The sequence below is a fragment of the Campylobacter concisus genome (assembly GCF_902460535.1).
Classification (GTDB): Bacteria; Campylobacterota; Campylobacteria; order Campylobacterales; family Campylobacteraceae; genus Campylobacter_A; species Campylobacter_A concisus_AS.
Genome location: NZ_CABPTV010000002.1, coordinates 264331 through 290746, shown reverse-complemented (window position 1 = coordinate 290746; position 26416 = coordinate 264331). Strand labels below are relative to the sequence as shown.

General features: G+C 41.0%; 29 protein-coding genes and 1 tRNA gene. 11 read left to right on the top strand and 19 right to left on the bottom strand.

The genetic code is table 11. The features are described from left to right. Both FZ945_RS09760 and FZ945_RS03165 read right to left on the bottom strand, forming a co-directional pair. Positions 1-1457: retention module-containing protein (locus FZ945_RS09760; RefSeq protein ID WP_187424154.1), on the bottom strand; the 1457-nt coding region annotated here is incomplete at its 3' end. 89 nt (positions 1458-1546) lie between these two features. Continuing rightward, positions 1547-1924: a RidA family protein gene (locus FZ945_RS03165; RefSeq protein WP_148802406.1), complete on the bottom strand. Its 378-nt coding sequence runs from the start codon at positions 1922-1924 to the stop codon at positions 1547-1549. A 94-nt stretch (positions 1925-2018) separates the two neighbouring features. Between FZ945_RS03165 and cheQ the strand changes: the two genes are divergently transcribed. Beyond that, entirely contained in the window at positions 2019-2492 is a 474-nt protein-coding gene (gene cheQ, locus FZ945_RS03160; protein WP_148802404.1) for a cheVAW transcriptional regulator CheQ, read from the top strand. On the opposite strand, the gene FZ945_RS09755 is transcribed toward cheQ, so the two are convergent. From FZ945_RS09755 to FZ945_RS03145, 3 genes are all read right to left on the bottom strand, one after another. Then, the gene (locus FZ945_RS09755; protein ID WP_187424153.1) at positions 2470-2802 is read right to left on the bottom strand and encodes a hypothetical protein; all 333 of its coding nucleotides are present in this window, start codon (positions 2800-2802) and stop codon (positions 2470-2472) included. The genes cheQ and FZ945_RS09755 overlap by 23 nt on opposite strands. 250 nt (positions 2803-3052) lie before the next feature. After that, positions 3053-3613, bottom strand: a complete 561-nt coding sequence (locus tag FZ945_RS03150; protein ID WP_021092611.1) for a Fe-S-containing hydro-lyase — start codon at positions 3611-3613, stop codon at positions 3053-3055. A gap of 9 nt (positions 3614-3622) precedes the next feature. Beyond that, positions 3623-4468: a fumarate hydratase gene (locus FZ945_RS03145; protein ID WP_148802402.1), complete on the bottom strand. Its 846-nt coding sequence runs from the start codon at positions 4466-4468 to the stop codon at positions 3623-3625. Between the two features lie 158 nt (positions 4469-4626). Between FZ945_RS03145 and FZ945_RS03140 the strand changes: the two genes are divergently transcribed. Genes FZ945_RS03140 through FZ945_RS03130 form a run of 3 tightly spaced genes read left to right on the top strand, consistent with a single transcriptional unit; the run spans position 4627 to position 6747 of the window. Continuing rightward, entirely contained in the window at positions 4627-5190 is a 564-nt protein-coding gene (locus FZ945_RS03140) for a LemA family protein (RefSeq protein ID WP_148802400.1), read from the top strand. Between the two features lie 9 nt (positions 5191-5199). Continuing rightward, positions 5200-6090, top strand: a complete 891-nt coding sequence (locus FZ945_RS03135; protein WP_148802398.1) for a DUF3137 domain-containing protein — start codon at positions 5200-5202, stop codon at positions 6088-6090. After that, positions 6091-6747 carry a sugar transporter gene (locus FZ945_RS03130; RefSeq protein WP_148802396.1) on the top strand — a complete coding sequence of 219 codons (657 nt, stop codon included), beginning with the start codon at positions 6091-6093 and terminating at the stop codon, positions 6745-6747. Positions 6748-7183: 436 nt separating this feature from the next. Here FZ945_RS03130 and FZ945_RS03125 read toward each other — a convergent pair whose 3' ends face one another. Continuing rightward, a complete protein-coding gene (locus tag FZ945_RS03125; protein ID WP_012140520.1) occupies positions 7184-8524 on the bottom strand; it encodes a hemolysin family protein in 1341 nt (446 codons plus the stop codon). 170 nt (positions 8525-8694) lie between these two features. On the opposite strand from FZ945_RS03125, the gene FZ945_RS03120 reads away from it, so the two are divergent. Further along, the gene (locus FZ945_RS03120) at positions 8695-10008 is read left to right on the top strand and encodes a sodium-dependent transporter (RefSeq protein ID WP_148802394.1); all 1314 of its coding nucleotides are present in this window, start codon (positions 8695-8697) and stop codon (positions 10006-10008) included. A gap of 39 nt (positions 10009-10047) precedes the next feature. Here the strand turns inward: FZ945_RS03120 and FZ945_RS03115 are convergent, their stop codons facing one another. Then, positions 10048-10494 (bottom strand): DUF411 domain-containing protein, encoded by a 447-nt coding sequence (locus tag FZ945_RS03115; RefSeq protein WP_021090169.1) that lies wholly within the window; start codon positions 10492-10494, stop codon positions 10048-10050. A gap of 109 nt (positions 10495-10603) precedes the next feature. Between FZ945_RS03115 and FZ945_RS03110 the strand changes: the two genes are divergently transcribed. The 5 genes from FZ945_RS03110 to FZ945_RS03090 all read left to right on the top strand — a co-directional run bounded on the left by FZ945_RS03110 (position 10604) and on the right by FZ945_RS03090 (position 14845). Continuing rightward, a complete protein-coding gene (locus FZ945_RS03110; RefSeq protein WP_148802392.1) occupies positions 10604-11572 on the top strand; it encodes a putative transporter in 969 nt (322 codons plus the stop codon). Positions 11573-11820: 248 nt separating this feature from the next. Next, the gene (locus FZ945_RS03105; protein ID WP_148802390.1) at positions 11821-12624 is read left to right on the top strand and encodes a M48 family metallopeptidase; all 804 of its coding nucleotides are present in this window, start codon (positions 11821-11823) and stop codon (positions 12622-12624) included. A gap of 2 nt (positions 12625-12626) precedes the next feature. Continuing rightward, positions 12627-13109: a GNAT family N-acetyltransferase gene (locus FZ945_RS03100; RefSeq protein ID WP_148802388.1), complete on the top strand. Its 483-nt coding sequence runs from the start codon at positions 12627-12629 to the stop codon at positions 13107-13109. 43 nt (positions 13110-13152) lie between these two features. Further along, positions 13153-13240 (top strand) — tRNA-Ser (locus FZ945_RS03095). A 30-nt stretch (positions 13241-13270) separates the two neighbouring features. After that, on the top strand, positions 13271-14845 hold the full coding sequence (locus tag FZ945_RS03090; protein WP_148802386.1) for a Na+/H+ antiporter: 1575 nt from the start codon (positions 13271-13273) through the stop codon (positions 14843-14845). Here FZ945_RS03090 and FZ945_RS03085 read toward each other — a convergent pair. Continuing rightward, positions 14842-15354 (bottom strand): chemotaxis protein, encoded by a 513-nt coding sequence (locus tag FZ945_RS03085; RefSeq protein WP_148802384.1) that lies wholly within the window; start codon positions 15352-15354, stop codon positions 14842-14844. The genes FZ945_RS03090 and FZ945_RS03085 overlap by 4 nt on opposite strands. 313 nt (positions 15355-15667) lie before the next feature. Between FZ945_RS03085 and FZ945_RS09935 the strand changes: the two genes are divergently transcribed. After that, entirely contained in the window at positions 15668-15835 is a 168-nt protein-coding gene (locus FZ945_RS09935) for a hypothetical protein (protein WP_222862612.1), read from the top strand. Positions 15836-16172: 337 nt separating this feature from the next. Here FZ945_RS09935 and FZ945_RS03080 read toward each other — a convergent pair whose 3' ends face one another. The 11 genes from FZ945_RS03080 to FZ945_RS03030 form a co-directional block, all read right to left on the bottom strand. Beyond that, positions 16173-16580 carry a tetratricopeptide repeat protein gene (locus tag FZ945_RS03080; protein WP_012140531.1) on the bottom strand — a complete coding sequence of 136 codons (408 nt, stop codon included), beginning with the start codon at positions 16578-16580 and terminating at the stop codon, positions 16173-16175. 133 nt (positions 16581-16713) lie between these two features. Next, positions 16714-17541: an ABC transporter permease gene (locus FZ945_RS03075; RefSeq protein ID WP_148802382.1), complete on the bottom strand. Its 828-nt coding sequence runs from the start codon at positions 17539-17541 to the stop codon at positions 16714-16716. Continuing rightward, a complete protein-coding gene (locus tag FZ945_RS03070; RefSeq protein ID WP_103580951.1) occupies positions 17534-18187 on the bottom strand; it encodes an ABC transporter ATP-binding protein in 654 nt (217 codons plus the stop codon). Before FZ945_RS03070 ends, FZ945_RS03075 begins: the two co-directional genes overlap by 8 nt. Positions 18188-18196: 9 nt before the next feature. After that, positions 18197-19096 carry a NapH/MauN family ferredoxin-type protein gene (locus FZ945_RS03065; RefSeq protein WP_148802380.1) on the bottom strand — a complete coding sequence of 300 codons (900 nt, stop codon included), beginning with the start codon at positions 19094-19096 and terminating at the stop codon, positions 18197-18199. A 2-nt stretch (positions 19097-19098) separates the two neighbouring features. After that, a complete protein-coding gene (locus FZ945_RS03060; RefSeq protein WP_148802379.1) occupies positions 19099-19560 on the bottom strand; it encodes a c-type cytochrome in 462 nt (153 codons plus the stop codon). Continuing rightward, the gene (locus FZ945_RS03055) at positions 19557-20108 is read right to left on the bottom strand and encodes a c-type cytochrome (protein ID WP_148802377.1); all 552 of its coding nucleotides are present in this window, start codon (positions 20106-20108) and stop codon (positions 19557-19559) included. Before FZ945_RS03055 ends, FZ945_RS03060 begins: the two co-directional genes overlap by 4 nt. Next, positions 20105-20782 (bottom strand): 4Fe-4S dicluster domain-containing protein, encoded by a 678-nt coding sequence (locus FZ945_RS03050; protein WP_148802375.1) that lies wholly within the window; start codon positions 20780-20782, stop codon positions 20105-20107. The genes FZ945_RS03055 and FZ945_RS03050 overlap by 4 nt, the downstream gene beginning before the upstream one ends. Further along, positions 20775-22031: a nitrous oxide reductase family maturation protein NosD gene (locus tag FZ945_RS03045; protein ID WP_148802373.1), complete on the bottom strand. Its 1257-nt coding sequence runs from the start codon at positions 22029-22031 to the stop codon at positions 20775-20777. The genes FZ945_RS03050 and FZ945_RS03045 overlap by 8 nt, the downstream gene beginning before the upstream one ends. Continuing rightward, complete coding sequence (locus tag FZ945_RS03040) at positions 22024-22779, bottom strand: hypothetical protein (RefSeq protein ID WP_021083959.1); 756 nt, start codon at positions 22777-22779, stop codon at positions 22024-22026. Before FZ945_RS03040 ends, FZ945_RS03045 begins: the two co-directional genes overlap by 8 nt. Positions 22780-22861: 82 nt before the next feature. Next, entirely contained in the window at positions 22862-25450 is a 2589-nt protein-coding gene (gene nosZ, locus FZ945_RS03035; RefSeq protein WP_148802370.1) for a Sec-dependent nitrous-oxide reductase, read from the bottom strand. Between the two features lie 12 nt (positions 25451-25462). Next, entirely contained in the window at positions 25463-26281 is an 819-nt protein-coding gene (locus FZ945_RS03030) for an ATP-dependent protease (RefSeq protein ID WP_148802368.1), read from the bottom strand. Between the last annotated feature and the right edge of the window lie 135 nt (positions 26282-26416).

Here is a 26416-nt window from a genome sequence, read left to right as displayed (position 1 = left end):
TCTACTTTAACCTCGTTACCTTTTTGAAGTCCGTCTATAACATCTTTATCTGTGATAGTTATATTTACTTTGCCATCAGCATCTGTGGTGCCTGGGAATTCTTTACCACCAATTGTGACTACTACTGGAGCATTAGGCTCTTTAGAATCAGCTGTTACTACAACTTTATTAGCTTCGCCATCAGCCTTAGCGTCAGTATCGACTGGAGTTGCTTTAACGTTTTCAACTACTGGAGCTGTTTTATCAATATCAACACCAAGAACCTGATCAATGCCACTTTGATTACCGGCTTTATCTATTGAAAAAGCTGTAAAACTATAATCGCCATCTTTTAAAGGCTCATCTACAGGGATGCTCCAATTTCCATTTTTGTCGGCCCTTGTTCTACCAGTCCAAACTACATCATTTTCATCTGTTTTAAGTATATTAACCTCAACTTGAGCATATGGCTCTGCAGTTCCGCTTATAACTGGCATATTATCATTTGTTAAGCCTGCTTTTTTATACTCTTTGTTGTCATATTGATCTATTAAGGTGCCACTTATAATATTTCCTTTTACTCCACCATCAACATTGTCTATTATAGCTGTTATATTAACTTCACCAGGAACGGTATCTATCTCTATTTTTGTTGTATCAGAAAAACCACTCCTATCCCCAGTAGAATTTACCGTTTGAGCACTAAATTCATGATCACCATCAGTTAATTTTGGAGTGGGGAACTCCCATTCTCCATTAGCATTAGATATCGTGCGACCTATAAATGAGCCATTGTCAAATATTTCTACTGTAGAATTTGCTACTGCAGTGCCTTTTAGTGTAGGAGTGTTATCATTCGAAGCAGGCTTACCATATTCTTCATCAAAAATTTTATCCTTCATATCACCAGTATAACCTTCCACATCATCCATGATCGCAGTTATAATTGGTTTTGGCACAAAAGTGTTTTGGTTTGTTCTATCTGCACCTGCACTTGTTTCACCCAAACCACCACTTACTTCATTATTAGAGATAGCATTTGCTCTTAATGAATCTCCTATATTTCTAAAATTTTCATTGATGTTTGAGTAGTGACCGCCATGTTCGAATGATGCTGCTCCAAGACTAACACCATCTCCACCGCCAGCTGCTGCATTACCGCCACCAGCTGCAGTTTCTTCTAGTTTTGTTAAATCTTTTCCATCAAGCAAAGCTTTTTGTAAATCGCTTACATCAGCAACTGTGTTATCAGAATTTGCTAAAACACTATTATCTAGTTTAACAGATTCATTACCTAAGATAGTTACATCTTTGCCATTATCCATTGATACGACTGCTTTAGAAGCTGCTGAAGAAGTTTTTATCATCTCACCAAGAAATAGAGCATCACCTGCTTTTAATACTCTTTGTGCGCCGTTTTCGTCTATAGCCACAACTAAGCCAGATACTTGCTTAATGACACCGATTTGAGTTGCCATGAAAATCCTTTAATATTGTAATTTATAATTAAATGAGTGAATTATAGGTTATATTGTTTAGTTTGTAAATTGTACTTTAGTACAATAAACTAGCAGGAAGCTGCGATAACCTCAATTTCTACGAGTGCATCTTTTGGCAAAGTCTTCACAGCCACCGTGCTTCTAGCTGGATATGGCTCTTTGAAAAATTTAGCGTATGTGACATTTACTTTGGCAAAATCTGCCATATCTGCTAAAAAGATCGTAGTCTTTACAACATTATCAAAACTAAGTCCAGCCTCAGCCAAAATGTTTTGCAAATTTGTAAGTGATTGCTCGGCTTGAGCCTCTACGCTACTACCTGCAAACTCACCCGCTGGTGTGACGCCAAGCTGCCCTGAGATAAATAAAAATCCATTCGCGCTAATCGCCTGAGAGTACGGCCCGATCGCTTGTGGTGCATTTTTAGTCGAAATTTGTTTTTTCATATTTTATCCTTTGAAATTTGGCAAAATCCTACTATAAATTTTTAAATTTTTAGGCACCAAAGGCTATAATGAGCAAAATTTCAAAAGGACAAAGATGCAAATAACCCTTGCACCAAACGAATTTTTAGATGACTACGTGCTTGGTGCTCAGCTTGCCAAAAACGCTGGCATCTCCTCAAACGCCTATCTTTTTTGGAAAAATGCGATCAGTGCTAAATTTGAAAACTCACGCATCGTTTTTCTTAGAAAAAAGAGCGTCCCAGAGAAATTTGCGAGCGCCTTACAAGCCTGCACGCCGCTAGATGGCCTTATCCCAACTGGCGTCTTTTGCTCATTTACCTCGCTTGCTCCCTCCCACCTTGTGGCAAAAAATGGCTCTAAAATTTATGAGCTTTTTGAATTTCATGAAATTTGCGGTATCAAATTTTTAAATTTAAAGAAATTTTATGATGATTTCGAGCTTAACTACTCGTATAGGATTTACATCGAAAAGTGCAAATTTTTCTCGCCAGCGCCCTTTGAAAAGCGCATAAAACTAACTGAGACTATGTGTCTTGGCTACTACTAGCCACCTCGTAAACAATCAGCGCCTCGGTTTTGTAGCCCCCTATCCTATCTTTATATAGTAAAATTTCGTCGTTTTCTCTTTTGGCGTAAATTTTAATGTGAGCTGAGTTTGTGCTCTCGTCGTAGTCCTCGTAGATAAATTTAAACTGCTCCTTATCCAGCGTGACAAACTGCAGCGCCTGAAACGAAACAGCAAGCACTATCTCCTCGCTAATGCCACTTGTTCTAAATTTATCAGCTAATTTCACAACAAACGACCCCACATCACTAAAATACTCTTCAGGGCTCTCATACTCGCTTTCAAAGACCACTATCTCATTTAGCGACCACTCATTTTGCGTCTTATTTTCTTCAAATTTCTGCCTTTTTCTTATGGCGCTTTTTAAAAATATCCCTTGTGGCTTTGAGATAAAGCCCTCGTCCAGAATTTGCTTTAGCTTTAAATTTCTAATTTAACTTTTGGTGCTCGTAAAAAATTTAAGTAGTGGCTTTGCTTGATCGTTGCAAAAAGTTTTCATTTTGGGAGAAATTCCGCTAGCTTAAGTTGCTAGCGGATCAAATTTAGATCTTTTTATAAGGTGCTTGACCGACTTCGTAGAAGTTATTGCCCTCGCAGTCGATAGCGACTATCGCTGGGAAGTCCTCTACTGTGAGTCTTGCAACTGCCTCTGGTCCTAGCTCTGGATATGCCAAAACTTCATATTTTTTGATACTTTGGCTAATGACCGCTCCGATACCGCCGATAGCGACCATATAAACACAGCATGATTTTTTCATAGCCTCGACTACGGCGTCGTTTCGGTAGCCTTTACCGATCATGCCATTTATGCCGACCTCGTTTATCATGGTTGGTGTGTATTTGTCCATTCTACCGCTTGTTGTTGGGCCTGCTGCGCCGATAGCTTGGTTTGGCTTAGCTGGAGTTGGTCCGACGTAGTAGATAGTCTCGCCCTTTAGCTCAACTGGCAACTTCTCGCCGCGTGCTAGAGCCTCTGTTAGCGCCTTGTGAGCGGCGTCACGAGCTGCGATGATAGTGCCTGAGATTAGGACATTGTCGCCTGCTTTTAGGCTTTTTACCACCTCTTTATCAAATGGTGCTGTTATTCTTTTGACTTCTGACATGTTATCTCCTTAAAGCTCGGCGTCTGCGTGGCGTGCAGCGTGGCAGTTGATATTTATGGCTACTGGTAGACCTGCGATGTGAGTTGGATACCACTCGACATTTACTTTTATAGCAGTTGTATCGCCGCCAAGTCCTTGAGGACCGACGCCTGTTTTACTAGCAAGCTCAAGAAGCTCATCTTCAAGTTTTGCATATCTTGCATCGGCGTTTTTGCTATCTACTGGACGAACTGCAGCTTGTTTGGCTAGAAGTGCTGCTTTATCCATAGTGCCACCTATGCCAACACCTATCGTCATTGGAGGGCAAGCGTTTGGTCCAGCGTATTTTACAGACTCTAAAAATACCTTTTTAACGCCCTCTATGCCATCAGCTGGCACAAGCATTTTTAGTATTGATTTGTTCTCACTACCAAAGCCCTTTGGAGCGACTTTTATCTTTAGCTTATCGCCTGGGACGATCCTAGTGTGGATGACCGCTGGAGTGTTGTTTGTAGTGTTTTTTCTCTCAAAAAGTGGCTCAGCAACGACTGATTTTCTAAGATAGCCCTCAGTGTAGCCCTTCGCAACACCTTCATTGATCGCATCTTCGATATATCCGCCTTCTATATGCACGTCTTGACCGATCTCTACAAAGACAACTGTCATACCTGTATCTTGGCAAATAGGCGCAACGCCCTCTTCTGCTAGCTTGGCATTTTGCAAAATTTTACCCAAAATGTCTTTGCCAAGAGATGAGCTCTCAGTGGTTTGAGCTTTTGTAAAAGCAGCCTTTAGATCTGGTGTAACGACGTAACAGGCTTGTTTGCAAAGCTTTGCAACAGTCTCTTTTATATCTTTTACGTTTACCGTTCTCATTTATCCTCCTCGTAAAAAACAATTTTTAATTATATAAATTATATGTAAAATTTAAGATTAAATTATAATATTAAATTTAATCACCCAACCTCGGTGTTTAAATACTCTTAAGCAACTTTGGATAAACTACAACAAACTTAAATTTCAAAGGAAAAGTTATGAATTCGTTAGTCATCGTGATACTTGTTGTCGCAGTCATTTTTGTCTTTTTCATCAGCCTTTACAACTCACTTGTTGCAAAGCAAAACCAAGTAAAAAGCGTGGAGGCTGGCATCGATGCGCAGCTAAAAAGAAGATATGACCTTATACCAAATTTAGTAGCCACTGCAAAAGAGTACATGGTGCACGAAAAAAGCTTGCTAGAAAACATAACTGCCCTTAGAGAAAGTGCCAGAAGTGCATCAACAAATGAGGAGAAATTTGAGCTAAATAACAAAATTTCAGGCTTGTTAAATGGCTTAAGAGTGAGCGTAGAAAACTATCCTGATCTAAAAGCAAATCAAAATTTACTTCACATCCAAAGCACACTAAATGAGATCGAAGAGCAAATTTCAGCCGCGCGCCGTGCCTACAACTCAGCCGTTGAAATTTACAACAACGCCACACAGATGTTTCCTTCAAACATCGTAGCTTCAATGTTTGGCTTTCACAAAGATGTGTTTTTTGATATCCCTGAAAATGAAGCAGCTGCTCCAAACGTCGGTGATCTTTTTAAAAAATAAGGCAAAAAAATGCAAGCAGACGAACTAAAAGGCATCGATCTAAGCGACCTTGACGAGCTTGAAAAAGAGCGCCTTGCCATGGGGCAAAAAGCCTTTAAAATGATCGCTTATGGCTTTCTTGGCATCATAGTTGCAACTGGTTTTTTAGCATCACTGCACCTTGGAAATTTATTTTTCTTTTTGCTAATCGGCGGAGTTTTTTATCTTAGCAAGACGATAAATGGGCTAAAAAACGAGCTTGTAGCAAAATTTAAACAAAAAGTAGTTGGCGTCATCGTAAAAAACTATGGTCTAAATTTCAGCGCAAATGGCGGGCTAAGTTTGAATGATTTTTTAAAAATTTATGACGCTGACGTAAATAGACACTACGCAGAGGATATGATCTACGGGCAGATCGATAACACGCAGTTTAAGCTTTGCGATTTTTATGCGGCAAAAGAGGTAAAAGGTGAAAAAAGCACCACTACAACGGTGAAATTTCAAGGCATTTTGCTAAAGGCTGAGTTTAAAAAAGAGCTAAATGCCACGATATATGTCTGCGACAAAAAGCGAACATCTGATCTAAGAAGCGAGGGCGAGCAAGCAGTGATGGATAACCCTAAATTTAACGAGCTCTTTAAGACCTACACGACCGATCAGATCGCAGCTAGATACGCTCTAACACCAAAGCTGATGGAAAATTTAAGCAGATTAAGAACTAAATTTAACGCCCCACTCTCGGCAGTGTTTTTAAAAAATGAAATTTTCATCGCGATCGATCTTAGAAAAGATAGCTTTGAGCCTGATCTTAAAAAGCCGATAAACAGCAATGAGAGCGTGCAAAACTACATCTCTAGTATCAGTGACTTTTCGCAGATCATGCATGATCTGGAGCTAAATAAAAACATCTGGAAGAGCTAAATGCCAGAAAAGAAAAAGCTCAAAGAGGGCGACATATTTTACGTCTATAATGATTACTACAAGAGATATTTCTTTGGCAAAATCTTAGTTGATATCATGAACCGTTTTATAAAGCGAGCAAATGAGGGGCTTCTTTGGCCGCTTGATTTTTTTAGTGACTGCTACTTGGTTGCTGTTTATAAAGATATAGCAGACGCTCCAGTGCTAAAAAGCCGTGAATTTATCATCCCGGGAAGCTTCATCTACAAAAGCAGTTTCAACCGCAAAAACAAAGACGCTATAAAGTGGGTCTATTATGGTCACGAAGATATCAACTACAAAGAGTTAGAATTTCCAGAGTATATCATCAGTAGCAATGATAAAATTTGCCTACAACGAGGAGAGCTTAGCATACCAACTGGCTTAACTCGCACGCAATATGAGAGTGAGTTTAACATTACTGGCAGCAAAACTGGCGGCATAAACTACTCAAATGCCCTGCTTTTACAAGGCTTGCCAGCATATAAAGAAAAGGTAGATTATAGCGATCTTCGCCTTTTACCAGAGCTTCGTAAAAAGCTCTATGAGATGATAGGCGAGGACCCAGACACGCCCTACTACGAGCTAGCATTGAAGCACGGCAAAGATCTAGCACGCTTTTATCAAGATAAAAACTAGACTATAAAAGAGCTATTAAGAGGCGTTGTTTAAGGTTTAACAAAAGAAATTTAGCTCTCTTGTTGCAGCCTAGATGAGCGCAATAGAGAAATTTATAACAAATTTTTGTGGTATTGCGTCTGAGCCAAGGCTAACTAGCTTTAGTAAATTTAAATATCACAAACAAGATCGCTAAAATGGCTACTTTTGCAAGCAGTATAAATTTTAAAAATCGCAAGCCATTTTTAAAATTTATAACCAAATTTACGAAAAAGGTGGTGATGATGTTTTTAGAGAGCTATTTAAAAAGGTGGTGTCGCTTTAAATTTTGTGGTTTTAAAAGTTAAATTTAAGGGCTTATAGCCTTTTAAAAGTGCAATGCCACTTAAATTTGCTCTATTTTTTATGATTTTGCGAGGTTAAATTTAATGGCCAAAAAAGCCATTAAATTTATAAACTAAGCCTGAGCAGGCTCCTCTTCTTCTTTTATCTTTTTTCTAACTTTTACGCGTGAGATGCTAGCTCCATCCATCTTTCTCACCTCGTAGTAGCAGTTTTCATCCTCGATCTTGTCGCCCACAACTGGCAAACGACCGATAAGGTTAAAGACATATCCGCCGATCGTTACTTGATCGGTCTCTTCATCAAAGCTTATACCAAGAAGCTCCTCAACACTCTCTAGATCGTATCTGCCTTGAAATTCATAGATGTTTTCATTTATCTTTTTATAGTGCTGATCGACCTCATCGTGCTCGTCATTAAAGTCACCAAGCACCTCCTCCATGATATCTTCCATCGTAAGAAGTCCAGCCGTGCCGCCATACTCATCGACGACAAGCGCAGCTGAAATTTGCTCCTTGTTCATCATCACAAGCACTTTTGATATAGAAAGGCTCTCAGGCACGATGACAAATTTACGCACGATCGCGTCAAAACTCTTCTCTTTATCCTCGCTAAAGTGCAGCTGCAAGATATCTCTAATGTGTATCATGCCTAAAATGATATCTTTTGAGCCGTCTATATAAGGATAGCGAGTATATTTTGACTCAAAAACGACTTGTAAATTTTCTTCAAAGCTCTTTTGTTTGTTTATACAGATCATGTCACGTCTTGGCGTCATAACCTCTTTTGCGACCGTGTCGCTAAAATCAACTGCATTTTTGATAAGCTCAGTCTCAAAGCTATCAAGCACACCGCCCTTTAAGCTCTCGCCAACGATGATCTTGATCTCCTCTTCAGAATGCGCTAGCTCATTCTCTTTTGCTGGCTGGATGCCTAAAATTTTAAGTCCAAATGTAGCTAGGATGTCAAAAAGTTTTATGATAGGCGAAAAAAGTATCCAGAAAAAGTGAAGCGGACGAGCGATTTTAAGCACTGCTGATTCTGATTTGGCTATAGCCACTGACTTTGGCACAAGCTCGCCCATAACGACGTGAAGTAGCGTAATAAGCGTAAATGCGATCGCAAAGCCGACTGTATGAACTAAGATATCGCTAAGATTAAAAACATTTTTAAGTGGGGCTTCTATGAGCCTTGCGACTGCTGGCTCACCGATCCAACCAAGAGCAAGTGAGCTTAGCGTGATGCCAAGCTGAGTGGCACTAAGATAGGTATCAAGCTTGTTTGACATCTCAAAAGCAAGCTGGGCGTTTGGCTTTTTCTCTTTGATAAGCTCTTCAAGTCTAGACTTGCGAACCTTGACAAGGGAAAATTCCGACAAAACAAAAAATGCGTTTAGTAAAATGAATATAATGGCAAGTATTACCATTAAAAGCGAGTTATCGCTACTGGGGTACAATTATGATCCTTAAGAGTTAAAAATTTTGGCTGATTATAGCGAATTTATATTTAGCGGTCAAATTAGCCACGCCCAAAAGTAACAACGTTTCTTAAATTTAAGATTTATAAAAAGTTCTTAAATCATATTTTGGTAACATTATTTTCATCACTAAATTTATGGATTTTACAATGAGCAAAAAGAATTTTTCATCACGCTGGGCGTTTATACTAGCCTCAGTTGGTTCAGCCGTTGGTATGGCAAATGTTTGGGGCTTTCCTTACAAGCTCGGCACAAATGGTGGTGGAGCATTTTTACTCATCTACATCTTTTTCGTAGCGCTTTTTTCTTACGTTGGCTTAAGCGCTGAGTATGCGATCGGCAGACGAGCAAAGACTGGCACGCTTGGCTCATATAAATACGCATGGGAGAGTAGAAATTTAGGCGTCATAGGCAGTATCATCGGCTGGCTTCCACTTGCTGGCTCACTTTGCATAGCCATCGGCTACGCTGTCATCATCGCTTACGTGCTAAAGGCCCTTACTCAGGCACTTACTGGCTCGTTTATGAGCGTTGATACAAATGTCTGGTTTGACTCCTTTGCTCTTGCTGAGTACTCAGTCTTGCCCTATCACTTCATAGTCATCGTTGGCACGCTTCTTACGCTATTTTTTGGAGCAAAAAGCATCGAAAAGACTAATAAAATCATGATGCCACTATTTTTCGTGTTATTTGCCATTTTGGCTATAAATGTCGCGATGCTGCCAAACGCATTAGAGGGGTATAAATTTCTATTTATCCCTGACTTTAGCAAGCTTGAAGATCCGATGGTATGGGTCACTGCGATGGGGCAAGCCTTTTTCTCGCTCTCTATCACGGGTTCTGGCATGATAGTTTATGGAGCATATCTTTCAAAGGATGAGGACATCGTAGAAAGCGCCAAAACTACGGCATTTTTTGACACGCTTGCAGCGCTTGTAGCAGCGCTTGTCATGATCCCAGCGGTCTTTGCCTACGCTATGGATACAGCTGAGGGTCCAAAGCTACTTTTCGTAACGCTTCCTAAAATTTTACAAAATATGATCGGCGGTCAAATTTTTGCGATCATACTATTTACCGCAGTCATCTTTGGCGGTATCACCTCACTTCAAAATATGTTTGAGGTCGTGGCTGAGTCGCTTATGCATAAATTCCCGCGCCTTAGCAGATTTTGGGTGCTTGCACTGCTTTGTGTAGTTTGCTTTGGCTTTGGAGCGTTTATGGAGCCTATTAGTAGCTGGGGGCCTTGGATGGACTTTGTCTCTATCTACATCATCCCAATCGGCGCAGTTATCGGCGCAATATCTTGGTTTTGGATCATTAAAAAAGAAGAAATTTTAGACGAGGTAAATTCAGGAGCAAATAAAACTTACGGCTCATTTTGGTATTTTGTAGGTAAATTTATCTATGTGCCGATAGCCTTTTTGCTCTGCATCATCGCCATTAGCAAGGGAATTTCTTTTTAACTTAGCCCATCAAAAGACGAGCTAAGTCTAAATTTGAAGTTATTTTAGCTTTTTAGAGCCGATATAAGTAGCAAAGACCTCTTGCGAGCCATCTTTTTTAAAGAGTATGACGTCGTATTGCTCGGCTTTGCCGCCTTGCTCCATGCCCTGACTCTCCATCGGCATGCCAGGCACTGCGATACCAACGACATCTTTTGGTTTAAGCTCTAGCAGGCGCTTGACCTCATCAGCTGGCACGTGACCCTCGATAACATAGCCATCAACGATAGCTGTGTGGCAGCTTGAAAGCTCTAGTGGCACGTGAAATTCTTTTTTGACCTTGACCATGTCATCTACTTTTATGGTCTCTTCGCTAAAGCCAGCCTTTTGCATAGCATTGGCCCAGTTGCCACAACAACCGCAAGTTGGGCTTTTATAGACCTTCATATCGGCCGCAAGCGCCAAGGTCGCACAAAGACTAAGAGCTAAAAATGCAAATTTCTTCATCATTTTCCTTTACGTTAAAATTTCCAAAATGATATAGTTTGGGTTTAAATTTTATATAAATGCTTAAACCTTGCCTGCTATAATTGCCAAAATTTACAAAAGGCACTTTATGTTTTCATCATTTTTCAAAGACAAAAAATGGGCGCTTTGGGCTTACGGCGGAGCGATATTTATCATCTTACTACTTGTCTATCAAACGCATCTAAACGTCCGCATCAACGAGTGGTATAAAAATTTCTACGACATCATGCAAAACTCAAAGGATCACAATGTAGATGAGTTTTGGCAAGGGATATTAAATTTCTTAAAGATCGCCATGCCTTATGTCGTAACCTACACGGTGATATCGTTCTTTGCGAGCCACTGGGTCTTTCGCTGGAGGGAGGCGATGACCTTTAAGTATCTCAAATTTTGGCGAAACTGCCAAAACGACATCGAGGGCAGCTCGCAGCGTATCCAAGAGGATGTTTATCGCTTTGCTAAGATCATGGAGAGCCTTGGCGTGCAGGTTTTAAAGGCGTTTATGACGCTGATTGCCTTTATACCGGTACTTTGGGAGCTAAGCAAAAGCGTGAGCCTACCTTACATCAAGGACATCGAGGGCTCGCTAGTTTATATCGCACTGCTAATTAGCATCGGAGGCCTCATCGTATCGTGGTTTGTGGGCATAAAGCTACCACACCTTGAGTATAACAACCAAAAAGCAGAGGCGGCCTTTAGAAAAGAGCTAGTTTATGGCGAGGATGATAAGCTCAAATTTTGTCAGCCAAACGTTATGCTAGAGCTTTTTACAGGGGTGAAGCTAAACTACTACAAGCTCTTTTTGCACTACGGCTACTTTAATCTCTGGCTCGTCTCGTTTTCGCAAATTCTTGTCATCGTGCCTTATATCATCATGGGCAATGGCCTATTTAGCGGCGTCATCACGCTTGGCGTCCTCGTGCAAGCTAGCAATGCCTTCTCGCAGGTTAGAGAGAGTTTTAGCGTCTTTATCGATAACTGGACGACGATAACGGAGCTAAGATCGGTCAATAAACGTTTGAGAGAGTTTGAGAGAAATATAGACTATAAAGCGTAGGGGTTAAATTTACATACTGAAGAAACTCGAATAAATTTTAAAATTTCATGAACGAGTAATTTCGGCTCTAAAATTTGAGCTAAGCGGTGAGCGAAGCCAAATTTTAGTAGTCAATTCTTGCGAGTGAGTGAGATTTTAAAATTTACAAAAACCAAAACCCGCCCTAAATTTAAATTTCACCCCTCGTTTAACAATGCATATCCAACACAAGCTATAATACGCCAAATTTTAATCCAAAAAGGATGAAAATGAAAAAAATTTTACTTACGTTATTAACAGCCAGCATGCTTATCACCGGCTGCACGAGCGTCACAAAGTCAGGCGTCGTGGGCGCAGATCGCAAGCAGTTCATGCTAGTATCTTCTGAAGCGATGGAGCAAAGCTCAGCTCAAGCTTACGTCAAGACGCTGACAGCTGCTAGAAGCAAGGGCGAGCTAAACGTCGATCCGATCCTCACAAAAAGAGTTCAGGAGATCGCAAAAAGGCTGATCGTTCAAACTGGCGTTTTCAGAGAGGACGCACTAAAATGGAAGTGGCAAGTAAATGTCATAAACGAAGATACACTAAATGCTTGGTGCATGCCAGGGGGCCGGATCGTCGTTTATAGCGGCATCATCAAAAAGTTAAATTTAACAGATGCGCAGCTAGCAGCGGTCATGGGTCATGAGATCGCGCACGCGCTTAGAGAGCACAGTAGGGAGCAAGCGAGTACCGACCAGCTCAAAAACATCGGCATCTTCGCAGTTGCAACTGCCACAGGGCTTGGTGACCTTGGCGCAAGCGCTCTAAATTTAGCCAGCCAATACACCATTTCACTGCCGTTTTCTCGCTCACATGAGACCGAAGCCGATCACATCGGCACTGAGCTAATGGCAAGAGCTGGGTATGATCCAAAAGAGGCGGTCGAAGTTTGGGTTAAAATGAGCAAGATGAATGTTGGCAAAATACCTGAAATTTTAAGCACTCACCCATCAAACGAGAGCAGGATCAAAGACCTAAAAGAGGTCGCGGCCAAGCTTGAGCCAGTATATCAGGCGGCAAAAAGGGGCTAGGCTTGATCTTACGGGCAAAGCCAAGCGATCTTCCTGCGATCACGCAAATTTATAACGACTACATTTTAGAAAGAAGTGCGACTGCGGATATGCGCCCAGTTAGCACAAAGGAGCGAGAGCCTTGGTTTAACGCCCACGGCAGCTCGCGTCCTATCTTTATCTACAAAGAAAATGATGAAATTTTAGGCTACTGCTCGCTAAGTGACTTTAACCCCAAGATCGCTTACGATATAAGCGTAGAGATAAGTATCTATGTCGCTAAAAAGGCTCTTAAAAATGGCATCGGCAAGCAGCTTTTAGCTCACAGCCTAAATGAAGCAAAGAGGCTAAATTTAAAAAATATCATTGCGCTAATCTTTAGCAAAAACAAAGCAAGCCTTGGGCTATTTTTGAAATTTGGCTTTGAAAAATGGGGCGAACTGCCGGGTGTTTGCCTAATGGATGGCGAGTATAAAGATGTCGTTATCTTGGGGCTAAAGCTCTAAAAGCCAAGCATTAAGCAAATGAAGATATAATCACCTTCTTTTTGGGTAGATGTCCGAGCGGTTTAAGGAGCACGCCTGGAACGCGTGTGTGGGGCAACTCACCGAGAGTTCGAATCTCTCTCTGCCCGCCATAAATTTAAAAGAAAATTTAAAGGAAAAAGATGATTGAACACTTACTACTATTTTTGGCTTTACTAGCTATCATTATCGCTTTAGTGATGATCTCAAACAGCCTAAAAGTAGCCTATCCGGTGCTTTTAGTTTTGGGCGGTCTTGCCATTAGCTTTGTGCCAAATTTACCCACCATCAGGATCGATCCAGAGCTTATTTTCATCATATTTTTACCGCCGCTTCTTTACGAGGCCGCATGGGCAAACTCGATAAAAGAGCTCTATAAATGGCGCCGAGTGATTGGAAGTTTTGCATTTATCGTCGTTTTCATAAGCGCAGCAGCTATTGCCGTGATAGCAAATTTAGTGATCCCTGGCTTCTCGCTCGCCCTTGGCTTCATGCTTGGCGCCATCGTCTCACCACCAGATGCGGTGAGTACGGCTGCGATCTTTAAATTTGTCAAAGCACCGCGCAGGATCAGCGCTATTTTAGAAGGCGAGAGCCTTTTAAATGACGCATCATCGCTCATCATCTTTCGCTTTGCCGCAGTGGCAGTGACTACTGGGCAGTTTATCTGGTACAAGGCGGCTGCAAGCTTTGTCTGGATGGTGGCTGGCGGTGTTTTGGTCGGTCTTGTGGTGGCATTAGTAGCCTACTTTTTGCATAAGACCTTGCCAACCGATGAGAACAGCGATACGATCATGACGATCACGACGCCTTATGTTATGTATATTTTAGCTGAGGAGCTTGGCGCGAGCGGCGTTTTGGCGGTAGTTTGCGGCGGACTTTACCTCTCGACAAAACGAAACGAAATTTTAACCGCTTCAACAAGGATCCACGCTTTCCCCGTTTGGTACAACCTTATTTTCTTGCTAAACGGCCTTGCCTTTACCATGATCGGCCTTGATCTGCCTGAAATTTTAGCAGGGCTAAAGCGTAGCGGTGTCTCGCTGCTTGAGGCACTATCTTACGGCGTTTTGGTGACTGCCGTGCTCATCGTCATTAGGCTTTTGGCATCATACGGAGCCGTTTATATCACGATATTTATGAAGCGCTTTATCAGCGTGGCGGATGATCGCAACCCTGGCAAAGCGACACCTTTTATCGTCGGTTGGGCGGGCATGAGGGGCGTAGTCTCGCTAGCTACGGCACTCTCTATCCCCGCCATGGCTGGTAGCGAGCCGTTTCCGCATAGAGATCTCATCTTGTTTATCACCTTTGTCGTGATCTTGCTAACGCTCGTAGTTCAGGGGCTAAGCTTGCCACTGCTCATCAAAAGCGTGAAATTTCCAGACTTTAACGACCACATGCCAAATGAACTTGCAAGGATCAAGATCAAAAAGGCACTTGCGCAGGCTTCGCTTAAATTTAAAAAGGAGAAATTTGTGGGCGATGAGTATTTTTTATTTCAAAAGCTTGAGGAGGTTTGGAATTTCGAGCTTGAGAGCGAAAATTTTGAGATCAGTGACGAGACAAAACAGAGGTATTTTGAAATTTTAGAGGAACAAAGAAAGGCGCTTCGTGAGCTAAACAAAGACCCAAAGATCGACGAAGAGATCATCAGGATCTTTTTGTATCACATCGACCTTGAGGAGCGAAGGTGGCAGGAGCATAGCGAGTACTAAAATTTTCTTGCGACATTGCAACTTACCGCACCGCAAAATCTCTTGCCAAATTTGGCTTCGACGATGAGAACTAGCACGAAAAATATCTTCTCATCGTTTAGCCTCGCGATCTGGCGTAAAGTCTGGCTAGCGTCATTAAATTTAACATCATTTTCGCGCAAGCTCTTGCAAAACTCGGCCTCATCAAAGCCAAGCATGCGTGAAATTTCACTGATAGTGTAAGGCTCAAGCGAGGCGATGATGCGGTCCATGTTGCAGATCGTTGGATTTTTGCGGTGCGTGGCGACATCGATCATCTCATTCATGAGCTTTACTAGCTTTCTTCTGCGGTTAAAAAGGTGCAAGATCACAGCACAAACGATCAAAGCTCCTGCAAATTTGTGCGCGCTCATCATCCACTCATTATACTCGCCCATGGCGAAATTTAGCCCAGTAAATGCAAGCAGGCAGATCCCACAGGCAAGAGCACAGACGATACAAAATTTATATATCACTTCTACTTTTAGCAATGCAAATTCCTTAGTTTTTTGAAATTATACAACTACTATGCAAAAAATGAAGGGTATGAAATAAGACTTTGTATATTAAAAAACAACTCCTCTTTGTGTAAGCGGAAAAGCCAGAAAAGGGGGAAGCAAAGTCTTAACCGCTACAAAAAGGAGGGTCCGTTTAGGACGATGAAATGTTATTATTTAAATATAAATTTTAATGAAATTTCTAGTTAATAAAAAAGAAATTCTGCGTAATACTAAAGTAAATCACGATATTTAGGCATTTTCTAAAGAAATTTCTCTTTTAAAAAAGTAAAAATATATGCTTTGTATGAAAGCAAAAATCACATTTGAAATTTCATTTTTATTACTACTAAACGTGGCTTATTCAAAAGTTTTATCAAATTTTAAAATTTACAAGCGAGTATATCACGGCTCTAAATTTAGTAGCATGCTAAGGCGAGCGAGTAAGATTTTAAAATTTGTCAGAATTTTCTAAACAAAACGCATGCAGTGCGACAGCACCATTGCATGCCACTTCTAACGTTGTCGGAGTTAGGGGATCGTTAAGGGGGGAAGAGAGCGACTTCGTAATTCAAGCCTCTTCCCCCTTAACAAAGAAAACAAACATTTAAATTTGATTGGATTGCTTTGCAAATTTTAAAATTTCATGAACGAGTAATTTCGGCTCTAAAATTTGAGCTAAGCGTTAAGCGAAGCCAAATTTTAGTAGTCAATTCTTGTGAGCGAATGGAGTTTTAAAATTTGCTAAATAGCTTTGTCAAGCCAGATAAGCGCGAGGCAAATTTTGAAATTTGCAAAAAGCTTTATAAATTTTAATTCTTAGGCACGAGTTCTAAGACATTGCAGGCTCGTTTGCTGCCCATCTTGCAAGCTTTATCAAGGGCATTTGCAGATAGATCAAAGCTCTGCTCTACGCCGTTTCCCTGCAGATATTTTGTAGCTAGCTCGTAGCAAGCTTCGCTGCTGCCATTTTCGCAAAGCGACTTAAAGACTTCGTAAGATTTAACCAGATCTTTTTCAACGCCAAGACCTCGCCCTAGCATGTCAGCATATAAAAAGCAAGAAGTTTTGTCTTTGTTTTCGCACTCGCTTGAAAGCTTTTTAGTAAAGCTCTCGCAAGCTTTTGCATCACTTTTGTTGATGCAGTTTTGCATATTTTCATCCCAGTTTGCACTTAGAGATAAAACGGCAAAGGCTAAAAATAAAATAGATTTTTTCATAAATTCCCTTGAGAGAGATAAACCCCCTTTGGGGGAAAGGGGGTCATTACAAAAAGGAGGTTTCTTGTTGGACAAGTGGAATAATACAAGCCTCATCTAAATTTAAAGCCAACTCTTATTTAACAAAAAACAATCAAACAAGATCTCTCTTGCTAAAGCCCAAATAGCCGCAAACTAGCAAGATCACGCCAAGCACCAAAGGATAGATGATCGCATAAGCTACGAAGGTCGCTTTTGAAAACGTGCCTAAGATAAAGTAAGACGCAGTGCCGATGACTGCTAAATTTGGGTCAAAAAGGCTAAGTGCGGCTATCCTAAAAAGCTCGATCGGATTTAACATCGCGATAGAGTAGATGACGTACTCATCGACTGAGCTTCGCATAAGCATCCCAATGAGCGCTAGGTCGATAAAAGCTAGCATGATAAGCCAGAGCAAAAACGCCACGCCTTGGCCAGTTTCTTGGTTTTTGATAAGGCTTGAGATGAAAAAGCCAAGCGATAAAAAGACGATACTTAGGCTAAAAAGCAGGCCAAAGTAAAGCACTAGCACGCCCCAAGGTATCGACACGCCCTTTATAAAGCCAACCACCACGCAAAGCAAAAGCGAGAACAAAAGCGGCACAAAAACGACAAATGTCCGCCCAAGCGCCTTGCCAAAGTAGTACTCTTTAAGGCTTAGCGGGAAGCTTAGTACGTATTCAAGTAGGTTTGTGTCCCTGTCTTGGTTTATACTTCTAACGGTTGAAATGAGGATAAAAATAGGCACGATGATGACGCAAATTTGTATAAACAAAAGTAGCGCCCTTGTTAGCCCAGAAAAGCCAAGCACGCGCGAGTCGGTCACTCCGCTAAATAAAAATCCTATCATCAAAGCAGAAAAAAGAAGTGCATAGATCGCAAACCACCTTGAGCGAAACGACTCTTTGACGTCAAGTTTTGCTATTAAAAAAAGGTTATTCACTCTTGCTCCTTAAATTTTCTTCTTTTATGATCTTGCCAAGGTCCATATAGACGCATCTATCGAGCAAATGAGCGATCTCATCTATGCGGTGTGAGATAAAAACTAGCGTCTTTTTTTGCGTGAAATTATCAAGCAAATTTTTAAAAGACTCCCTGGCTTTTACATCTAAATTTGCCGTTGGTTCGTCAAACATCAAGATTTCACTATCTTTGGCAAATGCGATGGCTATTAGCATCTTTTGCTTCATACCGCCAGATAGTTTGTAAAACGACTTATTTAAATTTGCATGCAGATCAAGCTCTAAAAGCTTGCTAAATTTCTCTATCTCTTCAAATTTGACATTTGAGCTTTTGCAGACAAATTCGCAAAGCTCACGCAGGCTAAATTTAAGTGGTGGCGGGGTTTGCGGCACAAATGAGATAAACTTTAGCGCCTCTTTTCTATCTTTTAGGGTATTTACGCCATTTATCGCGACACTTCCGCTATTTGGCACAAACTCGCCCAAGATAATACGCATGAGCGAGCTTTTGCCAGCTCCATTTTGCCCAAGTATCGCTATCTTTTCGCCAGCTTTTACATTTAGACTGACGCTATCAAGTATCTTTTGCGAGCCAAAAATTTTCGTTACTTCTTTTATATCTATCAAAAAATTTCCTTATATGAGTTTCTTAAAGCCGTTGTCAAATTTAAGCGCATCTTGGTGACACACGTCGATACACCTGCCACAAAGCGTGCAGTCAGCCCCAGCTATCCTAAAGAGCTTTTTACTATCATCAGTTTTTGCCCCTTTTTTTGTCATAAAAAGCACATGTGGCACTAGGCAAACATCGCTGCAAACTAAGCAGTGGTCGCACTTTTCTTTATCCCAGCTGACCTTTATCGCATTTGGCTTTGCTAGTAGCGAATAGGTCGCTCCAACAGGGCAGACATACCTGCACCATGCCCTGCGCGAGAAGAAAATTTCAACCACAAGCATAGCTACAACAAGCCAGATAGCGTGAAAATAGCCATAGATGATAAATCTCGAAAATATCCCAACGACGTTAAAAATTTCAAAGACAAGACTTGAGCTAGCAAAGCTAAGAGCCAAAAACAAAATGGTAAAAGCGTATCGCCACTTTGTGTCAAAAACTCGCGGTTTTACTATCTTTTTTGCGCGCAAATTTTCATGTATTTTCTCAGCTATCTCGCTTATAAGTGAGTATGGGCAAACCCACGAGCAAAAGCCCCTGCCACCAAAAATAATGTAAAAGGCTAAGATGCTAAGCGAGCCGATTAGTAAATTTACATGAATTTCATGCGTTGCCAAAAAGACTTGCAAGCTCATAAAAGCGTCTGCTAGGTGAAAGCCAAGTATCCTTGAAGCGCTGATGTCGCCCTCTAAAATTTGCACATCGACCCTATATGAAAGCACAAATAAAAGATGAACTAGCACGATGGTGAAAATGCGCCAAAAACGTATGCTTGGGCGCTTTTTGCCATCTTTTGTAGTCGTTATTAGCGTGCTTAGAAAGCTTACGTTTCTAACGGTCGCACGAACGTTATATTTATCCATTTTTACTTTTTAAATTTAGAAATTTCATCAGCAAGGCTGTTTAGATCGCTGTCGCTAACGTTTGTTAGCAGTCCCTTCATAAGCGTGTTTTGCACCTTGCCAGCCTTATAATCAGCTAGTTTTTTTAGCAGATCCTCTTTGCTTAAATTTGTTATATCAGGCGCTACTATGCCTTTGCCATTTGCGCCGTGGCACGGAGCGCAAGAGGTAAGATACTGCCTACTAACGCCTTCATTTTGTGTCTTAGCCACACTTAGGCTTAGCTCTTTTACCTTTTTTAGCTCATCTTCACTGGCAAATTCCTCGCTAGACTTTGACTGCTCTTTTGAGATATTTTGCTCCATTTTTGGCTGAACGCTAGCTTCTACTTTCTCCTTTTTAGGCGGAGTTTGGCTTAGCATAAACACCATGATGCCGCATATCAGCACCGCTAAAATGATCGTTATGATTTTTCCGATTTTCATTGTTTGCTCCTAAATTGCGCATTAAAATCGCTTATCTCTTTTGCTAGCTTTCTAATCTCACTCTCATCCATCTTTTTAACAAGATCACGCATTAGCACATTTACCTTCTCTTTGTTTTTGTAAGCGTTTATCATCTTGAAAATTTCATCCTCGCTCTTTGTTAGAAGAGATGGTCCAATGATGCCATTTGCGTAGTCGTCGTGGCAGGCTGAGCACTTAGTGATGAAGTCCTTGCTAAGTCTGCCCTTTATAAGCCTTAAATTTATAGTTTGAAGCGGGCTTTTTACCATAGCAAGCGCTCCGATCTGGCGGCTTACGTTGTTATCTTCAAGACCAAATTTGACGCTTTTTTCGCCGTGCATATCGTATTTTATAAATTCATTTTGCTTATTTGCGCTCTCGTTGTTTTCATTTTTTTCGACCTTTATGCTAGCGCTTGTCGCTACATTTGCGCCTTGCTCACTAGCAGCCTCTTGCGCTTTGTCCTCGCTCTTTTCACAGCCGGCAAATAGCAACGCAGCAGCTACTAAAGGTATTATTGCTCTCATTTTTTCTCCTTGTAAATTTCATCATAGCTCATCTTTGGGGCGATATTTATGATCTTTGCTGGGCAGACCTCAGCGCAAACGCCACACCCCACGCAGCCATTTTTTATGAGTGGTAAATTTGCCTCGCTCATTGCTATCGCGCTATCGCCAACTGGACAAAGCGTGATGCAAAGATCGCAAATTTGACCGATCTTGCCTTTTATCTTATCTTTTAGCGCCTCTTCTCTGTCGTTATAGGCTTTGCGATCAAGCAGATGTTTGACGCCAGCTTCGCTTAAATTTTCTCTTTTCACGCTCAAACAGGCAGCCGTGTCACTTAAAACTGCAACGCCCATTTTGACATCGCCCACGACCTTTGTGGCGTGATTGAGCGCACCGCTAGGACAGGCTAGCACGCATGGGAAAAGGTCGCACAAGTAGCAGCCTCGCTCTTTGGCGTCAATGTGAGCTGAGCCACTTGAGTAGCCATCTTCTATATCAAGCAATTTTATGCTGTGATATGGGCAGACTTGCACGCACTGACCGCATTTTACGCAAAGATCATCAAAGTCATCAACAGCACCTGGCGGTCTAAGATAGAGCTTATCGCCACTACTTTTTGGCAAAAACTTGCCTATGGCGTATCCAGCCACCGCTGCAGCTGAGCCAATTATCATAAAATTTCTTCTATCCACGTTTCGCCTTTAAAGCGTTGAAATTTGAAGCATCGAGCGGTTTTATCCTAGGCGAATTATCTTCAAGTAGCTCTATTGGCTCAGAAAATGGAGCGAGTTTGGCTAAGAAATTTAAGATGCTAAAGACGCTTGAGCCGTAGAAAAACTGCAAATTTGGATAGTATTGCCAAAGCTGATCGATATATGAGAGATACAAAAATGGCGTGTCGCCGTAGCCATCTTTATCTCTATCAAAGCTCTCATACTCATCATAATAATTCTTACTCCACCTATTTAAAAGCATCTTTTCGCCCGGAGTGTCATTTACGACGATGTCCATGTTGCCGATGAAATCGTTGTTTTCAAAGATACTTGTGCCTTGCGTAGCGTGAAAATAGACGCCAACCACGTTGTGTAAAATTTTATTGCCCACAAAATTTATAGTTGAGCCTGGCTGAAATGGCGAGTTATCAAGCAATATGCCACGCGCATTATAGATAAGTGTGTTGTTTTCTATCGTAAAGTCAGACACGTCCTTTAGCCCGATGCCGATGCCAAAGGCACCGTCACTATCCATAACGAGATTGTTTTTTATATTTGAGCCAGCCGAATACATAAAAAACATACCAACAGCGTTGCCGATAAATTCGTTATTTTCTACTAAATTTTGATTAGCATACATAAAATGCAGCGAGTATCTGCTGCCAACTGCTTTGTTGTTTAGAAATTTATTGTGGCTTGCGTACCATGCGACCATGTCACGACTGTCACGGATGTTGTTGCGCTCGATCAAATTTTCATGGCTATACCAAAGTCTCACGGCATCGCCTCTAAAGCCAAGACTAGCGCCTTTTTTTGAGGTGATGTTGTTTTCAGTGATCTTTGAGCTACTGCACTCTTTAAAATCAATCCCAAAAAGCACGTCGCTTATGTCGTTTTTAGAAATTTCAACGTTATTTGCCTTGTCACAGCCTATGCCAGCGTCAAGCTCGCCAAGGTCGTTACCACTGCCACTTATCTTTAAATTTTTAAGTGTCACGTTTGAAGCGATGATCTTTATAACGCTGCCCTTGCCATCCCCTTTTATATGGGCATTTTTGCCCTCGCCGATGATCGTAAGAGGCTTATTTATCGTTATACCACCTTCATAAACAGCGTCGCCTAGCTTTATCACATCGCCAGGACTAGCGTTATTTATCGCATCTTGAAGGACGTTTGCAAAGCCAAAAAGTGGCAAAAAAACAAGGGCAAATTTAGAAAATTTACGCATTTAGCTCTTTTTTCTTTGAAAATACCGCAAGTATGCAAAGCACGCTCATCACCATCATCACCCAAAAGCCGATAGTTGGGTATGAGTGCGTAGTAAAGTGCGCCACGCTACCATCGCCTAAGACTGTTGGCATAAATGGCTTGATCTTAAAGGCGCCCCACTCTTGCATGTTGTGTCCATACCAGTATAGCCAGCCCACAAATGCGCTCATAAATAGCACAGGTGCGATGATGGTTGGCACCATTAAAAGCGAGTTAAATTTACCGTCATAGTATAAAAATGCAAGCATGCAAAGTGTGGCGATAAGTAGATAATAAGGTGCGATCGCTCGCTCTAAATTTCCGCCATGCTCCATAGGATACATGCCGATGTAGTGGTTTATCGTATTCATCTCGTGCACGTCGCCACTATATCCATCTACGTGAAAATATACTGGTATGCCATCTGGAAAGGCTGCCTTTGGATAGTTTGGCGCTTCAAGAGATACGTACCAGATAGGGAGTGATGGCGTGCCGATCTCTGCTTTTTGCTCGATCATCTTATGAAGATCACTCGCCACCTCTTTTGGCAAAAGGTGGTTTTTATACTGAAATGAGCTATAAAGATCGTAGATAGTGTAAGCATAAGATGGTAGCTCGTCGCCGTTAGCTATACGCTCTTTTGCTCCGTGCCAGCCAAGAACTGGCAGAGTAAAACAAACGCTCATAATGATAAGTGCAACAATGGTATAAATTTTATATTTACTCATAATCTCTCCTTTAAATTTTAAAATTTAGCCTAGCAAAAAGTTAAATTTTAAAATTTAAAAGGGGCAAAAATGCCCCTTAAAACTACATGCCTGCGTTTTCGTCTATCCATTTTAGATACTGGATGATATTTTTGATCTCTTCGTCGTTCATGTGCTGATTTGGCATTCTAAGTTTAAAGAAATCAATCATCGCTTTAACGTAGTCGTCGTTATAGAATTTAGCAGGATCTTTTATGAAGTCTGCTACCCATTTTTCGCCGTTTTCATGTCTTAGCAAGACACCAGTTAGGTCTGGACCTGAGCTTACTTGACCGATGACGTGACAACCATTACATCCGCCTTTTAGATAAGCTTCTTCGCCTTTTGCAGCAGCTGGGCTCATAGGTGTTGCGATCTCTTTAGCTAGGTTGTTTTTAGCTCTTAGACCAACGTCGGCAGTTTTTACCATGTATTGCCATACTTGATACTCCCAAAGGATAGCGCCATTTACGTCGCCTTTTTTGTAAGCTTCGTCAGCTTTAGCTTTTACCTCTTTGATGTGGCCGTATTGATCAAGTGCGTCATCAACCAAAGCTTTTACTTTTGGATATTTCTCATAATGTTTCTCTTTTAGGTATTTAACAACCTCTTGGATAACATCATCAGTTGCTTTGTTAGTTGCGATTACTTTGTCGTACTCGGCTTTTAGAGCTTCTGGACTTAGAGTTTTTAGCTTGCTATTTTTTGCAGATTCATATTTTTTATTTGGATCTTTAACAAGCAAGTAACCCATCATCTCAAGGTGAAGTGCTGAACAAAACTCGGTGCAGTAGTATGGGAAGACACCTTCCATATCAGCTACGAAATTTACTGAAGCAGTTTTGCCAGGCTCAAGTGAAGCGTGGATGTTGTAAAGGTCGATGCCAAAGCCGTGAGTCTCATCTTGCGCGCGCTCTAGGTTTGTTAGGTGAATTGTTACATTATCGCCTTTATTTACCTCGATGTGCTCTGGGTTGATGTGACTTCTGATCATTGTTGCATAGACAGTTACGTTTTTGCCGTTTCTCTCAACTCTTTCTTGACCAGCTAGTGTTGCAAATGGGCTAGCCTCGCCTGTTCTTGAGTTTGTACCCATGTTGTAAGTAAGCGCTGGAGTTAGCTTGCTAGCAGCTATTGAAACAACGTCGTGTGGCTCACCAAGTGGGATCGGCATATCATAAATTAGCTCCATTTTTGGACCATTGATGTCTATTAACTGGTGGTTTTGTGGATGGAGTGGGCCAACTGGGTTGAAGCGATCGATTGAAAGTTTATCAAGAGCGATTGCATATTTGCCAACTGGTTTTGCTGATTTGCCCTCCATTGTGTCAAGGTGACCGATGTTGTAATGAACATTTACTTTATCAAGCACTTTTAAATTTTTGTAGTCCCATTTTACGATTTGGCTGTCAACGTAAAGTGAAGTATAGACTACGCCATCTTGTGAGTCAAATGATGTATGCAGTGGTCCAAGGCCTAGTTCTACTTGTCCGTGCATTGACTTTTCTCTATCTAAGATAGGTATGCCGTATGGGTCAGTGCCAGCGTACTCTTTTTTGTCGATTAGCTCTTTGATCTTTTTAAAGTCATAAACTGATGCATGAGTATCAAGCTTACCACCAACGATGATGTATCTGCCATCTGGTGTTACGTCACAACCGTGTGGGCTCTTTGACTCTGGGATCAAGAATAGTGCTCCAGCTTTAACAGCAGCCTCTATCGTGATCACTCTGTGACCATTTACAACTTTGTAGTTTTTCTTATCCTGTGCAAGTTTTTCTAAAATTTGCCAGTTATAAACATGTAAGAAGTCGGTGTCGTTTCTACTAGCACCTGCCTCAAATGGAGGAAGACCTTTTTCGATACCACCTGTATACATCTCGCTGTTTATTGAGTTTGTAAAGCCCCAGCCATAGCTTTCGCCCTTACCAGCGTCGCTTAGGTCTTGCCAGTATGGAGGAAGCTCAAGAGAGAAAGATGCTTTCTCATCGATCTTGCCTTTTGGATAGTCAAATTTCCAAAATGTCACAGCGCCTCTATAAACGGCTTCGTAGTCGTCCATTGAGTGATAGTTGTCATCAAGTGGAGCTGCGTACTGGCTAGCTTCGATGACGTACTCGCTGTTTGGAGTGATGAAGCTACCGCCGTGCTCACTCTTCATGATAGGGTTTACGACCATTTGAGTTGTCTCAAAGTCTTTTAAATTTATAACAGCGATCCTTGGGTTTGCCTTGTCGTTGATAAATAGATAATCACCAACATACTCACCGTTTTTCTCAGTGAAATTTGGGTGGTGTGTATCGCCCCAAGTTATCTCTTTGCCCCTGATGTTGCCTTGTTTTAAAACGGCTTTTGACTCATCATCATAGCCATATCCTTGCCAAGGCTCTGGGGTGAAAACGCCGATGTATTTGTAAATTCTCATCGACGGAACGCCATAAACTAGCACTTGACCACTTTGCCCGCCAGATGAAAAGACGATGAAATCATCTTTTTTACCGCTTGGCTGGTAAGTCTTAGCAGCTGCAAGGACATCTTTTTCGCTTAGCCCGCGCTCTTTCATGACTTTTTCAAGGTCACTACTAGCAGCACAAGCAGCAGTTAAAGATAGCCCAAGCAGTGCAGCACTTGCGACACAAAATAACTTTTGCATTTACTCTCCTTTTTAAAATGAATTTATCTCTAAACTCTTTGTCTTATTACCTAGATCCACGCCAACAAGCACGTTTTTATCTATAAAAATTTCTTTTATCTCGCCGCTAAAAAGCTCTTTTTTGCTCTTTAGCTTAAAGCTTTTGTCAAATTTATAGATCACTCCGTCCTCACTAGCTACTAAAACCTCATCTCCCGCGCACGCAAGAGCTGAAATTTTAGATCTTAAAACTTGCTTTTTAGCTCCACTTTTAAGATCTAAAATTTCTCCGTTTCTAAAGCCTATGAAAATTTCATCATCGCTAAATTTACAAGCGCTCACTGGCGCAAAGCCAACGCTTTTTTGCTCTTTTGTGTTAAGCTTACTGTCAAGCAAAAATGCCTTGCCATTAAAGCTTGTAAAAAACACTCCCTCGCCAAGCAGCAAAAAGCTAGAAATTTTATAAACATTGTTAAAATTTTTTGATATAAATTTTTTAGAACTCTTGTCAAAAATAGCGATCGTTACAACATTTGCCATATCGCAAGCGACGTAAATTTTCTCTTTATCTAGCAAGATATTTGAAACCTTACAGCCAACATTTGGCAGTGCAAATAAAAATTCCTTCTCGCTAGCTACCTTTACGATCTCGTTGTTTAAATTTGCAACGTAAAAAGAGCTCTCATCAAAAGCACATCTTTGATCTTTGTAAATTTTCTCCTTTAGTCCTAGGCTTTTTGTCTCGCCATCTTTTACAAAGATGATGTTTTGACTATTTTCATCGACAAAACAACCTCTTTCTTCGGCAAAAAGCACTATCAAAGATAAGCTAAGACATAGCAGAAATTTCATTATCTAGGTTGCTTTCATCGTAAATTTAAAATTAATAAAAATATACAAGCTTAAATCTTAAAATTATATTAGTAGTTAATTTATTTTTTTAAGTTATTAAATAAAAATATCAGTAATTTTTTTTAATTTTGGCTA

Coding starts and splice junctions, on each gene's coding strand:
- FZ945_RS03165 (WP_148802406.1), bottom strand. CDS start 1,924: ATGAAAAAACAAATTTCGACTAAAAATGCACCACAAGCGATCGGGCCG.
- cheQ (WP_148802404.1), top strand. CDS start 2,019: ATGCAAATAACCCTTGCACCAAACGAATTTTTAGATGACTACGTGCTT.
- FZ945_RS03150 (WP_021092611.1), bottom strand. CDS start 3,613: ATGTCAGAAGTCAAAAGAATAACAGCACCATTTGATAAAGAGGTGGTA.
- FZ945_RS03145 (WP_148802402.1), bottom strand. CDS start 4,468: ATGAGAACGGTAAACGTAAAAGATATAAAAGAGACTGTTGCAAAGCTT.
- FZ945_RS03140 (WP_148802400.1), top strand. CDS start 4,627: ATGAATTCGTTAGTCATCGTGATACTTGTTGTCGCAGTCATTTTTGTC.
- FZ945_RS03135 (WP_148802398.1), top strand. CDS start 5,200: ATGCAAGCAGACGAACTAAAAGGCATCGATCTAAGCGACCTTGACGAG.
- FZ945_RS03130 (WP_148802396.1), top strand. CDS start 6,091: ATGCCAGAAAAGAAAAAGCTCAAAGAGGGCGACATATTTTACGTCTAT.
- FZ945_RS03120 (WP_148802394.1), top strand. CDS start 8,695: ATGAGCAAAAAGAATTTTTCATCACGCTGGGCGTTTATACTAGCCTCA.
- FZ945_RS03115 (WP_021090169.1), bottom strand. CDS start 10,494: ATGAAGAAATTTGCATTTTTAGCTCTTAGTCTTTGTGCGACCTTGGCG.
- FZ945_RS03110 (WP_148802392.1), top strand. CDS start 10,604: ATGTTTTCATCATTTTTCAAAGACAAAAAATGGGCGCTTTGGGCTTAC.
- FZ945_RS03105 (WP_148802390.1), top strand. CDS start 11,821: ATGAAAAAAATTTTACTTACGTTATTAACAGCCAGCATGCTTATCACC.
- FZ945_RS03090 (WP_148802386.1), top strand. CDS start 13,271: ATGATTGAACACTTACTACTATTTTTGGCTTTACTAGCTATCATTATC.
- FZ945_RS09935 (WP_222862612.1), top strand. CDS start 15,668: ATGAAAGCAAAAATCACATTTGAAATTTCATTTTTATTACTACTAAAC.
- FZ945_RS03080 (WP_012140531.1), bottom strand. CDS start 16,580: ATGAAAAAATCTATTTTATTTTTAGCCTTTGCCGTTTTATCTCTAAGT.
- FZ945_RS03065 (WP_148802380.1), bottom strand. CDS start 19,096: ATGGATAAATATAACGTTCGTGCGACCGTTAGAAACGTAAGCTTTCTA.
- FZ945_RS03060 (WP_148802379.1), bottom strand. CDS start 19,560: ATGAAAATCGGAAAAATCATAACGATCATTTTAGCGGTGCTGATATGC.
- FZ945_RS03055 (WP_148802377.1), bottom strand. CDS start 20,108: ATGAGAGCAATAATACCTTTAGTAGCTGCTGCGTTGCTATTTGCCGGC.
- FZ945_RS03045 (WP_148802373.1), bottom strand. CDS start 22,031: ATGCGTAAATTTTCTAAATTTGCCCTTGTTTTTTTGCCACTTTTTGGC.
- FZ945_RS03040 (WP_021083959.1), bottom strand. CDS start 22,779: ATGAGTAAATATAAAATTTATACCATTGTTGCACTTATCATTATGAGC.
- nosZ (WP_148802370.1), bottom strand. CDS start 25,450: ATGCAAAAGTTATTTTGTGTCGCAAGTGCTGCACTGCTTGGGCTATCT.
- FZ945_RS03030 (WP_148802368.1), bottom strand. CDS start 26,281: ATGAAATTTCTGCTATGTCTTAGCTTATCTTTGATAGTGCTTTTTGCC.